This is a genomic window from Lonepinella sp. BR2271 (genome assembly GCF_051851515.1).
Classification (GTDB): Bacteria; Pseudomonadota; Gammaproteobacteria; order Enterobacterales; family Pasteurellaceae; genus Lonepinella.
Map to the genome: position 1 here is coordinate 178806 of NZ_JBPDVF010000003.1, position 15240 is coordinate 194045.

The 15240-nt window shown below is 42.8% G+C and carries 10 protein-coding genes; 9 read left to right on the forward strand and 1 reads right to left on the reverse strand.

What is annotated here, in order from left to right; all coding sequences use genetic code 11:
• The first annotated feature begins 199 nt into the window (after positions 1–199).
• The 8 genes from galT (at position 200) to dnaE (ending at position 11589) form a co-directional block, all read left to right on the forward strand.
• Positions 200–1246 (forward strand): galactose-1-phosphate uridylyltransferase, encoded by a 1047-nt coding sequence (gene galT / locus ACTG7X_RS04165; RefSeq protein ID WP_439257272.1) that lies wholly within the window; start codon positions 200–202, stop codon positions 1244–1246.
• Between the two features lie 179 nt (positions 1247–1425).
• Positions 1426–2586 (forward strand): galactokinase, encoded by a 1161-nt coding sequence (gene galK, locus ACTG7X_RS04170; RefSeq protein ID WP_439257273.1) that lies wholly within the window; start codon positions 1426–1428, stop codon positions 2584–2586.
• Positions 2577–3632 carry a galactose-1-epimerase gene (galM, locus tag ACTG7X_RS04175; RefSeq protein ID WP_439257274.1) on the forward strand — a complete coding sequence of 352 codons (1056 nt, stop codon included), beginning with the start codon at positions 2577–2579 and terminating at the stop codon, positions 3630–3632. The genes galK and galM overlap by 10 nt, the downstream gene beginning before the upstream one ends.
• 8 nt (positions 3633–3640) lie before the next feature.
• Positions 3641–4858 (forward strand): NAD(P)/FAD-dependent oxidoreductase, encoded by a 1218-nt coding sequence (locus ACTG7X_RS04180; RefSeq protein ID WP_439257275.1) that lies wholly within the window; start codon positions 3641–3643, stop codon positions 4856–4858.
• 42 nt (positions 4859–4900) lie between these two features.
• Entirely contained in the window at positions 4901–5989 is a 1089-nt protein-coding gene (locus ACTG7X_RS04185; RefSeq protein WP_439257276.1) for a 5-methyltetrahydropteroyltriglutamate--homocysteine S-methyltransferase, read from the forward strand.
• A 199-nt stretch (positions 5990–6188) separates the two neighbouring features.
• A complete protein-coding gene (locus ACTG7X_RS04190) occupies positions 6189–7064 on the forward strand; it encodes a HindIII family type II restriction endonuclease (RefSeq protein ID WP_439257277.1) in 876 nt (291 codons plus the stop codon).
• Positions 7061–7975, forward strand: coding sequence for a DNA-methyltransferase (locus tag ACTG7X_RS04195; protein WP_439257278.1), 915 nt, complete (start codon positions 7061–7063; stop codon positions 7973–7975). The genes ACTG7X_RS04190 and ACTG7X_RS04195 overlap by 4 nt, the downstream gene beginning before the upstream one ends.
• A gap of 137 nt (positions 7976–8112) precedes the next feature.
• On the forward strand, positions 8113–11589 hold the full coding sequence (dnaE, locus tag ACTG7X_RS04200; protein WP_439257279.1) for a DNA polymerase III subunit alpha: 3477 nt from the start codon (positions 8113–8115) through the stop codon (positions 11587–11589).
• Positions 11590–11654: 65 nt separating this feature from the next.
• Here dnaE and mnmC read toward each other — a convergent pair whose 3' ends face one another.
• Entirely contained in the window at positions 11655–13664 is a 2010-nt protein-coding gene (gene mnmC, locus ACTG7X_RS04205; protein WP_439257280.1) for a bifunctional tRNA (5-methylaminomethyl-2-thiouridine)(34)-methyltransferase MnmD/FAD-dependent 5-carboxymethylaminomethyl-2-thiouridine(34) oxidoreductase MnmC, read from the reverse strand.
• Between the two features lie 151 nt (positions 13665–13815).
• On the opposite strand from mnmC, the gene fabB reads away from it, so the two are divergent.
• Entirely contained in the window at positions 13816–15030 is a 1215-nt protein-coding gene (fabB, locus tag ACTG7X_RS04210; RefSeq protein ID WP_439257281.1) for a beta-ketoacyl-ACP synthase I, read from the forward strand.
• Positions 15031–15240: the final 210 nt, after the last annotated feature.

Here is a 15240-nt window from a genome sequence, read left to right on the forward strand (position 1 = left end):
CCTACATTCCGCCCCACATTCAAAGATACATAATGAAAACGTTACCACTTCATTTTTGTCATTTCAACCCAAAAATACAATAAATTTTTCAAGTTTTTTTCAAAAATATGATCTACGTCACAGATTATTTCAAAAAATCTGCTATCTTATACCCAGTTAAATGTAACCGTTTCCGTTTTATCAAACGTAAGGACATATTATGAGTATTATTTTTGATCCAACTGAACATCCACATCGTCGTTATAATCCGCTGACTGACCAATGGGTGTTAGTATCGCCCCACCGAGCCAAACGCCCATGGCAAGGGCAACAGGAAAAAGTCAATGAAGAACAAAAGCCAAGTCACGATCCGAATTGTTATCTTTGCCCGAGAAATAAACGCATTACAGGCGAATTAAACCCTGATTATCAGCAGCCTTATGTGTTTAAAAATGATTTCTCTGCCTTATTAGAAGATACGCCAGCCCCTGAAACGTCTAGCGATCCGCTATTTCAGTCGGTGCAAGCTCAGGGGGAAAGTCGAGTGATTTGTTTTTCACCGGATCATAGCAAAACCTTGCCGCTATTAAGCGTAGCAGAAATTAGCCAAGTGATTAAAGTTTGGCAACAACAACTTATGGAATTAGGGCAAAAATATCAATGGGTACAAGTGTTTGAAAACAAAGGTGCGGCTATGGGTTGTTCCAATCCCCATCCCCATGGTCAAATTTGGGCCAATAGCTTTTTGCCAAACGAAGTGGTTCGGGAAGATCAAACCCAACGCCGTTATTTGGCAGCACATCATTCGCCTATGTTATTAGACTATGCTCAACGTGAACTACAATTAAAAGAACGCATTGTGGTGGAAACTGAACATTGGTTAGCCGTGGTGCCGTATTGGGCGGTGTGGCCGTTTGAAACGCTATTAATGCCGAAAAAAGCACAAATTAAACGTTTAACCGATTTAACCGCAGAACAAGCGGACGATCTGGCGTTAGCCTTGAAAAAATTGACCACCAAATACGACAATTTATTTGAAACCAGTTTCCCTTATTCCATGGGCTTTCATGCCGCACCGTTTAATGGTGAACCCAATGATCACTGGCAATTACACGCCCATTTTTATCCGCCATTATTGCGTTCTGCCACAGTGCGAAAATTTATGGTGGGCTATGAAATGCTAGGCGAAAGTCAACGAGATTTGACGGCAGAACAAGCGGCGACAAGATTACGTGAGTTAAGTGAAATTCATTATAAACAACGATAAATAAAAAATTCCCTCTTCCTAAGAACGATAAACAAAGTCCCCTCTCCCTCTGGGAGAGGGCTAGGGTGAGGGTAAAATAACCATTGACCCTCACCTTAACCCTCACCCCGACCCTCTCCCAGAGGGAGAGGGGGAGAATACTGCGATGATGAGGGGAATAGTAAAGAAGGAAAATAAAAATGACCCCACAACAAACCGCAAAACAATTATTTGAACAAAAATTTCACCGCACTTCAGAATTAAATGTGTATGCCCCAGGGCGAGTGAACATTATTGGCGAACACACCGATTACAACGACGGCTTTGTGATGCCTTGTGCGATTAACTATGGCACCGCTGTTTGTGGTGCGAAACGTGACGATCACCTGTTTAACGTGTATGCGGCGGATTTAGAAGATAGCGATCAATTTTCTTTAACGGAAGAAATCACCCCAGTCGCCGACAAAAAATGGACAGGCTATGTGCGTGGTGTGGTGAAATTTATTCAGCAACATTGCCCTGAATTTAAACAAGGGGCAGACTTAGTGATCTCTGGCAATGTGCCACAATCTTCGGGTTTAAGTTCTTCCGCCGCCCTTGAAGTAGCGGTGGGGAAATTTTGCCAACAGTTAGGCAAGTTAGCGTTAACCAATACCCAAATTGCCTTAATCGGTCAAATGGCTGAAAACAAATTTGTCGGGGCAAATTGTGGCAATATGGATCAGCTTATTTCTGCCTTGGGCGAGCAAGACCATTTACTGATGATCGATTGCCGTAGCCTTGAAACCGTTTCCGTGCCAGTGCCAGAAAATATTGCCGTGATGATCGTCAACTCCCATGTGAAACATGATTTAGTCACCGGTGAATACAATACACGCCGTCAACAATGTGAACGTGCCGCCGAATTTTTTGGCGTAAAAGCCTTGCGTGATGTGTCGATTGAACAGTTTAAACAACGTGAAGCCGAACTCATTGCCTTTGATGAAGATACCGCTAAACGAGCTAGACATATTGTGACGGAAAATCAACGTGTATTAGATGCCGTTCAAGCCTTAAATCAAGGCGATATTTCTACGCTAGGCAAATTAATGGGACAATCCCATGATTCTATGCGTGATGATTTTGAGATTACCATTCCTGAAATTGATTATTTGGTGGAATTGGCTCAAGTGGCCGTGGGTGAAACTGGCGGTGCCAGAATGACTGGCGGTGGTTTTGGGGGCTGTATTGTGGTGGTCGCTCCGGTAGAAAAAGTCGAGGCGGTGCGTCAACTGATTGCCGACAATTACCAAAAACAAACCGGCATTAAAGAAGAATTTTATGTCTGTACTGCGTCACAAGGAGTACAGGTATGTCCGTAAGCGTTGAAACTACCAAGGCGTTGGCCCCCGATAAGCAAGCCTTACAGCTTGTGACCTTAACCAATCAACAAGGCATGCGAGTACAATTTATCGATTGGGGAGCCACTTGGGTGTCCTGTGTTGTGCCAGTGGGTGATGAAAAGCGTGAAGTATTGCTTGGTTGCAAGTTGGAAGATTACGCTAAACAAGGCGTCTATTTCGGGGCGACCATTGGCCGTTATGCTAACCGCATTGCCAACAGCCAATTTAATTATCAAGGGCAAACCATTAAACTCACTGCCAATCAAGGCTCACATCAGTTACATGGCGGGCCGATTGGCTTTGATAAACGACGTTGGCAAATCGAACAAACAGCGGAAAAGTGCGGTGAAAATGGGGTGATTTTTTCCTTAACTTCCCCTGACGGCGAGCAAGGCTTTGTAGGCACGGTTAAGGTTCAAGCGATTTATCGTTTAACCGACGATAACGCCCTGATCGCCGAATTTAAGGCGATTTCCGATCAAGATACTCCATTAAATTTAACCAATCATGCCTATTTTAATTTACATCATGCCGAACAGGGCAGTGATATTCGTGAGCATTTTTTGCAACTCAATGCGGCACAATTTTTGCCAGTGGATAGTCAAGGTATTCCCAATGCACCTTTGAAATCGGTACAACATACTAGCTTTGATTTCCGCCAAGCAAAAGCCATTAAACAGGACTTTTTACAAGATGAGCAACAGCTGACCAAAGGTTACGATCACGCTTTTTTATTAGGCACAGAACATGAAAAAATGGGTGCAATTTTAACCGCACCTGATGGATCGTTAAGTTTAACTCTGACGACCAGTCAATCGGCTTTACAGGTTTACACCGGCAATTACTTGCAAGGCACCCCGACCCGAGCCGGAGGTGAATATGCCGATTACACCGGCATTGCCCTTGAAACCCAAGCCTTGCCTGATACGCCAAACCACCCTGAATGGTGGCAATATGGGGGAATGGTGAAAGCAGGGGAAAGCTATCATCAATGGACGAAATTTCAGTTTGAGGATAAGCGTTAAAAACCGTTATGAATAATCACAACCAAACCATCATCATTGGTGCCGGTGCGGCCGGGCTGTTTTGTGCGGCAGAAATTGGGCAATACGGCGGTGAAAAAATCACGATTTTAGACAGTGGCAAAAAAATTGGTCGCAAGATTTTGATGTCGGGCGGTGGCTTTTGTAATTTTACCAACCTTGATGTTAGCCCGAGCCATTATCTTTCGCAAAATCCCCATTTTGTCAAATCTGCTTTAGCAAGATTTACCCAGTGGGATTTTATTAGCCTAGTCTGCGAATATGGCATTGCCTATCATGAAAAAGCGGACGGACAGCTTTTTTGCGACAATTCGGCACAAGATATTGTAGATTTACTGGAAGATCGCTGCAAAAAGGCGAAAGTGGATATTCAGTTACGCCAGCAAATTGATAGCGTAGAACGAATTGAAAACGATCCCAAGGTGCGTTTTAAGGTGCGAGCTAACGGCGTGGATTGGACCTGTCGAAATTTAGTCATTGCCACAGGTGGGCTTTCCATGCCGGCATTAGGGGCGTCACCTTTTGGTTATAAAATCGCAGAACAATTTGCTATTCCGATTATTCCGCCAAGAGCGAGCCTTGTACCGTTCACTTACTTAGAAAATGACAAAATTTTCACCGCACTTTCGGGCGTATCGCTAAGGGTCAATGCCAGTGTGGATCATCAGGCATTTCTAGGTGATATGTTATTTACGCACCGAGGGTTATCGGGGCCGGCTATGTTGCAAATTTCCAATTATTGGCAACTGAACGAGCCAGTCCACATTGATTTATTGCCCGATCAAACTATTGTCGATCTGATCACTGCACAAAAAGCCCACTCGCCAAATATGCAATTAAAAACCGCATTAAGCCAAGTGTTGCCCAAACGATTGGTGGAATTGTGGATTGAACATCAGCGTTTGACCTTGGGCGATAAAACCTTGGCACAAATAAGCAAAGCGGATTTACAATCCTTAACCGAGTTAATTCATCAATGGCAATTTCACCCCAACGGCACAGAGGGCTATCGTACCGCAGAAGTCACCTTAGGTGGCGTGGATACGCAATTTATTTCCTCGAAAACCATGCAAGCCAATCAGGTGGCGGGGCTGTATTTTATTGGCGAAGTGCTAGATGTCACTGGTTGGCTTGGCGGTTATAATTTCCAATGGGCGTGGAGTTCGGCGTATGCTTGTGCCAAGGCTATTGCAGAAAGTGCCATTTAGGTTTAAGCTAGGCTTAATTTTATTAATAATGAAGGAAATACCATGACAAACACAACCTTACCTTTTCATGCCGACACGGTGGGATCTTATTTACGTTCTGAGGCGTGGAAACAAGCTCACGCTGATTTTAAAGCAGGCAAAATTTCCCTTGAACAGCGTGATGAAATCGTTGAACAAGAAGTGAAAAAATTAGTGCAAGCACAACTTGACGCTGGCATTCAAGTGGTCACCGACGGCGAATATCACCGTTCTTGGTGGCATATTGATTTCTTAGAAAATCTCAACGGCATTGAAGGTTATGTGCCAGAAAAAGCCTATGCGTTTAAAGGCGTGGCGGTGCGACCTTATAATACTCGCTGTTGTGGCAAAGTGTCGTGGAATAAAAATCACCCATTCTTAGCCCATTTTAAAAAATTTAATGCCATTGTGGGGGGGTGTGCGGTGGCGAAATTTACCATTCCAAGTCCAAACCAATTAATGTATCCAGTTCAATGGGATCACGGCATTTACGCCACGCGTGAAGAATTTGCCAAAGACGTGCAACAAGCCTATAAAGAGGCCATTCAAGCCTTTTATGATGCAGGTTGCCGTTATTTACAAATTGACGATGTATATTGGGGATCCTTATGTAACAACCACGATCAACCGACCTTTGCAGCGGACAAAGCTCAAGCGGTGGCCAATATTCAAGCGATTCTTGCGGATAAACCAGCGGATATGACGATTACGACCCACGTTTGCCGTGGTAACTATAAATCCTCTTATTTATTAACCGGAGCGTACGATCCAATCGCAGATGGTTTATTTGCTCAAACTAATTATGACGGTTATTTCTTAGAATATGATGACGAACGTTCAGGCGGTTTTGAGCCGTTAAGACATTTTGCTAATAATAAAGGGCGTGTGGTGTTAGGTTTGATTAGCTCCAAATTCCCTGAATTAGAAGATAAAGCTCAAATCAAAGCTCGCATTGCGGAGGCCGCAAAATATGTACCGTTGGCACAACTTTGCTTAAGCCCACAATGCGGTTTTGCGTCCACCGAAGAAGGTAACGTGATGACCGAAGCACAGCAATGGGCGAAAGTGCGTCATGTGGAAGAAATTGCTAAGGAAGTTTGGGGCGAAGATTAATATTCTTGCATTGAAAAAAATACCGAGCCAGTTGCTCGGTATTTTTATCTTTGCAAAAATAAATGTAAGCCATGTATTCATTATAATTATTGCCTGATTATGGTGTTGCGTTCAGTATATGGCATTGATGTATTTTATTCCGTACGATAGAATATCGTTTTACTGTCATTAGCGCTAATGAGTTAGAGAGATTTTATTTATGTTCCAAAGCTTGATTGCAAAATTAGAGGAGTTTAGCCAACTGGGTGATTTCGTTCAGGCATCTATACAGTTAGATAGCTATATCAGGATGCTCCCTAAAGCCGATTTTTTTGAATTATTAAAAAATATCGGTATTATCCCTGAATGTATAGAACACGATTCATCGGCAGAAAAACTTTTCTCTAAGGCCTCTGATTCCTTATTAAGTCGTGTTTTTTGTGAGTTAGGGTTAAAATCATCTGTATTGACAGAACGTGCTGATTCTGCTGATGTCATTGCAAAATCAAACATTTATGACTACGAAGTCGTGGCTGATGCTAAAGCCTTTCGTTTAAGTAGAACGGCTAAAAATCAAAAAGATTTTAAGGTAGAAGCATTATCATTGTGGCGTAAAAATAGTGATTATGCAGTGCTATCTTCTCCGTATTTTCAATATCCAACGACATCAAGCCAAATTTACGCCCAATCTTTAAACAAAAATGTTTGTTTATTAAGCTGGGAACATTTGTTGTTTCTAATTCATTGTAATGTTAAAGAAAGCAAAGAAATTAATTTGTCTAAATTATGGAATTTTTCTAGCCAATATGCTGAAAAATGTTCGGTTGCTGATAGCAAAAAATGCTTTATTTCCGCTTTTAATCGTTATTTTTGTCAAATAATCAATCAAGATATTGAGCATTTCAATACCTTCTTAAATCAACAAATTGGTACTATTGTTGAACGTGGTGAAATCGAAAAAACATTTTGGTTAAATGAAGAAAATAGCATTAAAGGTTATACAAGAGAGCAAGCAATTACCGAATTATTAAAAACCAAAAAGATTCATAGTAAGATTAAACAAATTGATAAATATATTAAAGGATTATCACTATGAATAATCAAATAATTTGTGGTAATAGCCTAGAAGAAATAAAAAAAATCCCCGATCAAAGTATTCACGCTATTATTTCGGATATTCCCTACGGCATCGGTTATGATGATTGGGATGTTTTACACAAGAATACTAATTCTGCATTAGGCGGACAGTCACAAGCTCAAATCAACGCGGGTGGCCTATTTAAAAGACGTGGTAAGCCTTTAAATGGTTGGAGTGAGGCGGATAAAAAAATCCCGTTAGAATATCAACAATGGTGTGAAAATTGGGCAAAAGATTGGTTAAGGGTATTAAAACCAGGGGCAAGTTGCTTTATTTTTGCTGGCAGACGATTTGCTCATCGTTGTATTGTCGCTTTAGAGAATAGTGGCTTTACTTTTAAAGATATGATTGCTTGGGAAAAAACAAAAGCACCACATAGAGCTCAACGTGTTTCAGCTATTTTTGAACGCAGAGAAGATATAGAAAATACGCAAAAGTGGCAAGGTTGGCGTGTTGCTAATCTTAGACCTGTATTTGAACCGATTTTATGGTTTCAAAAGCCATATAAAGTGGGTGGAACGTTGGCTGATAACATTGTGGAATATGGATTAGGTGCGTGGAATGAAAATGCGTTGGATAAATCCTTATATGATGCGATGCCATACGCTAACATCATTAAAGTAGCCAGTAACAGTGATGATACAGGTAAACATATTACTCAAAAACCGTTGCAGTTAATGGAAATATTAGTTTCTTTAGTAACCAGTGAAGGTCAAATTGTATTAGATCCTTTTGCAGGATCTGGAACAGTATGTGTTGCAGCAAATAATCTAAATCGTCAGTATATTGGTATAGAAGCGGATGATCATTACGTTGATATTGCAAAGAGCAGACTGATAGAACAACGGCAATCTACACTTTTCAATTAATATAAGAAAATTTATACAATTACGGCAGAAATCGCCTTGATACAATCAAATATACCGAGCTAATCACTCGGTATTTTTATTTTCCCCAAAATTAACGTAAAATAGACCGCACTTTTATAGCCATTTAAGGAATTCTTATGTCAGCCCCACGATTTGTCCATCTGCGTACCCACAGCGATTTTTCCATGATTGATGGTATCGCCAAAGTGAAACCGTTAGTAAAAGCCTGTGCGGCAGAAAATATGGTGGCCATGGCGTTGACGGATTTTTCCAATTTTTGTGGATTGGTGAAATTTTATGGCGAGGCTTTAGGGGCGGGGATTAAGCCGATTATTGGGGCGGATGTGTTGGTGAAAAGCGAGCTTTGTGGGGAAGAACGTTTTGAATTGACTTTGCTTGCTAAGAATAATGTCGGCTATAAAAATATTACCCTTTTATTATCAAAGGCTTATCAGCGTGGTTATGATGATTTGCCTTATATCGATCAAGTATGGTTGACCGAACATCATGAGGGCGTGATCGTGCTGTCTGGCGGTCGCAAGGGCGATATTGGGCTGTCATTGTTAAAAGAGAATGCCTCGGCGGTGGAAAGTGCGGTGGCTTTTTATCAAGAATTTTTCCCCAATCATTTTTATTTAAGTGTGGCACGCACTGGTCATCAGGAGGAAGAACGCTACATTGCAGGAGCGTTGGAACTGGCTCAACGTTATCAATTACCGGTGGTGGCGGTGAATGATGTGTGTTTTTTGAAATCGGAGGATTTTGAGGCACATGAAATTCGAGTGGCCATTCATGACGGTTATACGTTGGACGATCCAAAACGCCCGAAACTTTATACTGATCAACAATATTTCCGTTCGGAACAAGAAATGTGCGATCTGTTTGCGGATATTCCGTCGGCGATTGAAAATACCTTACTCATTGCACAACGCTGTAATGTCACCATTCGATTAGGCGAATATTTTTTACCGCAGTTTCCCACCGGCGAATTAAGCACAGAAGATTTTTTAGTTAAAAAAGCCAAAGAGGGCTTGGAAGAACGTTTGGCCTTTTTATTCCCAGATGAAAAAGTGCGGTTGGAAAAACGCCCAGAATATGATGAACGTTTGCAAATTGAATTAGATGTGATTAACCAAATGGGATTCCCCGGTTATTTCTTGATCGTGATGGAATTTATTCAATGGTCGAAAGATAACGGTATTCCCGTTGGACCGGGGCGGGGGTCAGGGGCGGGCTCTTTAGTGGCCTATGCGTTAAAAATTACCGATTTGGATCCGCTCGCTTTTGATTTGCTTTTTGAACGTTTTTTAAATCCTGAACGGGTGTCCATGCCTGACTTTGACGTGGATTTTTGCATGGATGGGCGAGATCGGGTGATCGATCACGTGGCAGAAATGTACGGACGGGGAGCCGTATCGCAGATTATTACGTTCGGCACCATGGCAGCCAAAGCGGTGATCCGTGATGTGGGACGTGTGTTGGGACACCCGTACGGTTTTGTGGATCGTATTTCCAAATTAGTGCCACCAGATCCCGGTATGACGTTAGCCAAAGCCTTTGAGGCCGAGCCGAAATTACCCGAAATTTATGAATCGGACGAGGAAGTCAAAGCCTTAATTGATATGGCTCGCAAACTCGAGGGCGTGACTCGCAATGCCGGTAAGCATGCCGGTGGTGTGGTGATTTCCCCGACTTTGATTACGGATTTTTCACCGCTTTATTGCGATAGTGAGGGGCTGCACCCCGTCACCCATTTTGATAAAAATGATGTGGAATATGCGGGATTGGTGAAATTCGACTTCCTCGGCTTGCGTACGCTGACTATTATTAAATGGGCGTTGGATATGATTAATGCTCGCATGGAAAAAGAGGGTAAGCCACCAGTTCGCATTGAAAGTATTCCATTAAACGATCCCGATTCCTTTAGAACCTTGCTCGCCGCAGAAACCACGGCGGTGTTCCAGTTGGAATCTCGTGGCATGAAAGATTTGATTAAACGCCTGCAACCAGACTGTTTTGAAGATATTATCGCCTTGGTGGCCTTGTTCCGCCCTGGTCCGTTGGAATCGGGCATGGTGCAAAACTTTATCGACCGCAAACATGGGCGAGAAGAAGTGTCCTATCCAGATTCAACCTATCAACACGATTGTCTGAAGCCGATTTTAGAACCGACCTATGGCGTGATTGTGTATCAAGAGCAGGTCATGCAAATTGCGCAAGCCTTGGCCGGTTATACGCTCGGTGGGGCGGATTTATTACGCCGAGCCATGGGGAAGAAAAAGCCCGAAGAAATGGCAAAACAGCGCTCGGTGTTTGAGGCGGGGGCGATTAAAAACGGCGTAGATGGCGAATTAGCCATGAAGATTTTCGACTTGGTGGAAAAATTTGCCGGCTATGGGTTTAACAAATCGCACTCAGCCGCTTATGCCTTGGTGTCCTATCAAACTCTATGGCTGAAAACCCATTTCCCTGCGGAATTTATGGCGGCGGTGATGACCTCAGAAATGGATAATACCGACAAAATTGTTGGCCTGTATGATGAATGCTTACGCATGGGCTTAAAAGTCACCCCGCCCGATATTAACACGGGTAAACATCATTTTAGCGTGAATGAACAAGGCGAAATTGTGTACGGCATTGGGGCGATCAAAGGGGTCGGGGTGGCGCCCATTGAGGCGTTAGTGTCGGTGCGTGACAAAGGCGGTATTTTCAAAGATTTATTTGATTTATGTGCCAGAGTGGATTTGAAACAAGTTAACCGTCGTACTTTTGAAAGTCTGATTAAATCAGGGGCTTTCGATAAACTCGGGCCACACCGTGCGGCGTTAGCGAAAAATTTAGAGGATGCACTGCAATCTTCTAACCAATTTGCCAAAAATGAGGAAATTGGCCAAGCGGATATGTTTGGCGTGTTGACCGAAAGCCATGAAGACGTGGAGCGAAAATACGCCCACACGCCACCTTGGACGGATAAACAAATTTTAGACGGCGAACGGGAAACGCTCGGCTTGTATTTAAGCAGCCACCCGATTAGTCGCTATTTGACCGAGTTGAAACATTATGGTCGTTTCCGCTTAAAAGAACTGATGCCGAATCGACGTGGGGAAGTCCGCACGGCTTACGGCCTGATTATTGCCTCTCGCTTTGCGGTTACTAAAAAAGGCAACCGCCTTGGCATTGCCACCCTTGATGACCGTTCGGGGAAATTAGATATTACCTTATTTTCCGAGGCCTTGGAAAAATACGGTGAGCATTTGCAGAAAGACAATATTGTGATTGTGTCGGGCCAAGTGAGCGAAGATGAATACACCCAAGGCTTGCGCATGTCGGTGCGTGAATTGATGACCTTAAGTGAGGCACGCAGTCGTTATGTGAAAAGTCTGGCGATTATGCTAAAACAAGACCAAATTACACCGCAGTTTATTAAGCAATTTCAATCTGTTATATCGCCTTACAGCGGTGGCACGATACCGATTCATATTTATTATGACAGCCCACAAGGACGAGCATTGTTAAAGCTCGGCGTGCAATGGTACATCAAACCTGATGACGAGTTATTAGTGGATTTGGTGGAAATGTTGGGGCAAAGTGCGGTGGAATTGGAGTTTAGTTAGGTGAGAAAGGTTAGAGATTGTTAGCCCATATTGGTCAGACTATGGGCTAAATTCTGAATTTCATTTTATATTATACCCCCTTTCAACAACTTCCTTAACCAACTCCGATTTCCCACCAAATTATGCAAAATATCTTCACTTAACGGCAAAGGTTCGCCGTAAATTAATGAACCCAATAGTTCGCCGAGCAAAGGGGCGGAGGTTAATCCTCGAGATCCTAATGCACCAATGAGGTACAAATTTGGGTGTTGAGCGGCTTGTGGAATGGGTTGTTTGCGGCGGCGTAGGTTGTAGATATTTTTGTAATCAATACGTTGTTGCTCAAAATTGGGTACGTTACCGACTAATGGCATGCGATCTCGTATGGCACAACGAACGCCCACTCTTGCAATATTGCTTGAAGTATCCACGTCTTTTGTCCAATCTTCGACAATGTTTTGTTGGATTTTTTGTTGGTTTTGTTGCTGTTCTTCTGGGCTAAAATGGCGAGTGGCATTATCCCTAACGTGGCTTGCACCGATACAATGGCTCATTTTTGCTTGATCCACAGGTGTTAAATAGCCGTCATAACAAAGTACGGTGTTGAGTTTCAGTAAATTCTCGCTCGTCGGAATTTGGCTCACTTGTCCACGTACAGGGTAAGTTGGCAAGGGTTGGGTTTGCTCAAATTGACTGAGTTGATGACCGTTGGCAAGGATCACAATTTGATGTGGAAATTGTTCATTCTGTTGATTGGTTAACAGCCAGCTATCTTCTTGTCGCTGAAGTGCGGTGATTTTTTGCGATGTTTTTAGGGTTAAGCCTAATGCTTGCAAATAAGCAAAGGTGTTTTGCACAAATTGGCGAGGATTGAGCCACGCACCTTGTGGAATAAAACCGCCGCCACAGGGTAGTGGCAATCCGACAATATCCGATAATTGTTGTTGGTTAAGCGGTTGATAAAGACTGTCGTGCCATTGATATTGCGAAATTTTATCTAATTTCACCGCACTTTTTTGATCATAACCACACAATGCCACCCCACAAAATTGGTGTTCAAATTCAATGCCTTGTTTGATTGCCCATCTGAGTTGCTGTTGACCATAAGCAAAGGCATGAATATAGAAACGAATATTGCGAATATCATCATCACTTAATTGCGGATAAAATGCCCCTTGTTTGTTGCCTGAGGCGTTTAAGGCAGGTTGTTCATCTTCACAATAAAGCGTGACTTTTGCTCCACGTTGCAACAGGGCAAGTGCGGTAAAAAGTGAGGCAATGCCACCGCCGATAATCGCAATTTCCGCTTGTTGTTCAAATTGGGCGGTTTGCCAGTGATACCAAGGAAAAGCAAAGTGCGGTGTATTTTGGGTGAGTTTTTGACCATGCAAACATTCTCGTTTTTTGCCAAATCCTTTGCGTTTTTCTACGGCAAAACCGGCATTTTCTAAACCTTTTCGCACCGCACTTGCGGCGGTGAATGTCGCAAAAGTGCCGTTGAGTTTGCTATAACGGTACATTTGTGTATAGAGATTATCATGCCACATATCGGGATTTTTGCTGGGTGCAAAGCCATCTAAAAACCAGGCGTCAATGCGGTTTTGCATATAATCACCAAGTTGCGGAAGTTGTTCATTAATGTCGCCAAACCAGAGATCTAAGGTCGTTTCGTCAAAATGAAAACGTTGGCAACCTGTGATGGGTTCAAGCCATTTCTCTTGTAAAGATTGCGTGAGATGGGCAAATTGAGCGTAGGCTTGGTGAGCCTGTTTTAAGGATTCAATGGGAATTGGGTATTTTTCAAAGGAAATAAAAAACAGTCTTTTTAACGGAGATTGCGGATTTTCGGCTCTAAATTGGCGAAAAAGTGCGGTGGTAATAAAGAAATTTAACCCTGTGCCAAAGCCCGTTTCGGCGATCACAAAATGGGCTTGTTCATATTCAAGCCAACGTTGCCAAAGTTGATTACCTTGTACAAACACATAATCACTTTCTGCCATGCCGTCTTGATTACAAAAATACACATCATCAAATTGTTGAGAAACAGGCGTATTCTCTTGATTAAAATGAATTTCTGCGGATTTCACTTGTAGCATGGTTTTATTCCTTTTTTGCAATCTGTTATTTTGTTATAATAGCCAAAATTTTGGCACTGGTCGAACAAATCAATTTTAACTTGAAATTTTTTGATTTCGTAGTAAGTTAGCCAGAAATTTGAAAAATTTCACGTACAAAGGAAAATAAGTAATGAGAAGAGCAGTTATCACTGGATTCGGTATCGTTTCAAGTATTGGTAATAACAAAGAAGAAGTATTAGCGTCATTAAAAGCCGGTAAATCAGGGATTGAATTTGTGCCTGAATTTGCAGAGGTGGGCATGCGTAGCCAAGTGGCGGGGACGATTAAGTTAAATCCAGCGGAATTAATTGACCGTAAAGTTTATCGTTTTATGGGAGATGCGGCAGCTTATGCTTATCTTTCCATGAAAGAGGCGATTGAAGATTCAGGCTTAACGGAAGATCAGGTTTCTAATGATCGTACAGGTTTGGTGATTGGCGCAGGAACCGGCTCGGCACATAGCCAGTTAGTAGCCTGTGATGCGGTGCGTAATGGCAGCGTGAAAAAAGTGGGGCCTTATGCCGTGACGAAAACCATGGCGTCCAGTGTTTCTGCTTGTTTAGCGACGCCTTATAAAATTCGTGGCGTAAACTATTCCATTAGTTCAGCTTGTGCGACCTCCGCTCACTGTATCGGTCATGCCTTAGAATTGATTCAATTAGGCAAACAAGATGTGGTTTTCGCCGGTGGCGCAGAAGAACTTTCTTGGGAATGTGCGACGGAATTTGACGCTATGGGTGCAGTTTCAACCAAATATAATGACACCCCGACCAAAGCCTCTCGTGCTTATGATGCCAACCGTGACGGTTTTGTGATTGCCGGTGGTGGCGCCGTTGTGGTGGTGGAAGAATTAGAACATGCGCTTGCTCGTGGTGCAAAAATTTATGCAGAAATCGTGGGTTATGGGGCGACTTCTGATGGTTATGATATGGTGGCGCCAAGCGGTGAGGGGGCAGAACGTTGTATGAAACAAGCCCTTGCTACGGTGGACAGCCCAGTGGATTATATTAACGTACATGGTACCTCAACACCTGTTGGTGATGTGAAAGAGTTGGGGGCAATTGCGAATGTTTTTGCGGGTCAAAAACCGGCCATTTCATCCACAAAATCCATGACCGGTCACTCATTAGGGGCGGCGGGCGCACATGAGGCGATTTACACCTTATTAATGTTACATAATGATTTTATTGCACCAAGCATTAATATTGAAACCCTTGATGAAAAAGCAGCGGGCTTAAATATTGTGACAGAAACCAAAGAAAATGCGGGATTACAAACTGTGATGTCAAATAGTTTTGGTTTTGGTGGGACGAATGCGACGTTGGTGTTTAAGCGTTATAAATAAAATCCCTGTTTGAGTGAAGATAGTTGCTGATGGTGAACATAAGCAACTATTTTTTTATCGGCGTGCTGTCTCCCGCACCGGTGTAATAACAAAATGAGTAGGGGCGTATTGCATACGCCCTAAAACCTAATGTTCCCATAATTTGAGAAGAAAAGAGATCGAGCATGGGCGTATGCAATACGCCCCTACATTAGATTGAAAAATAGTCAA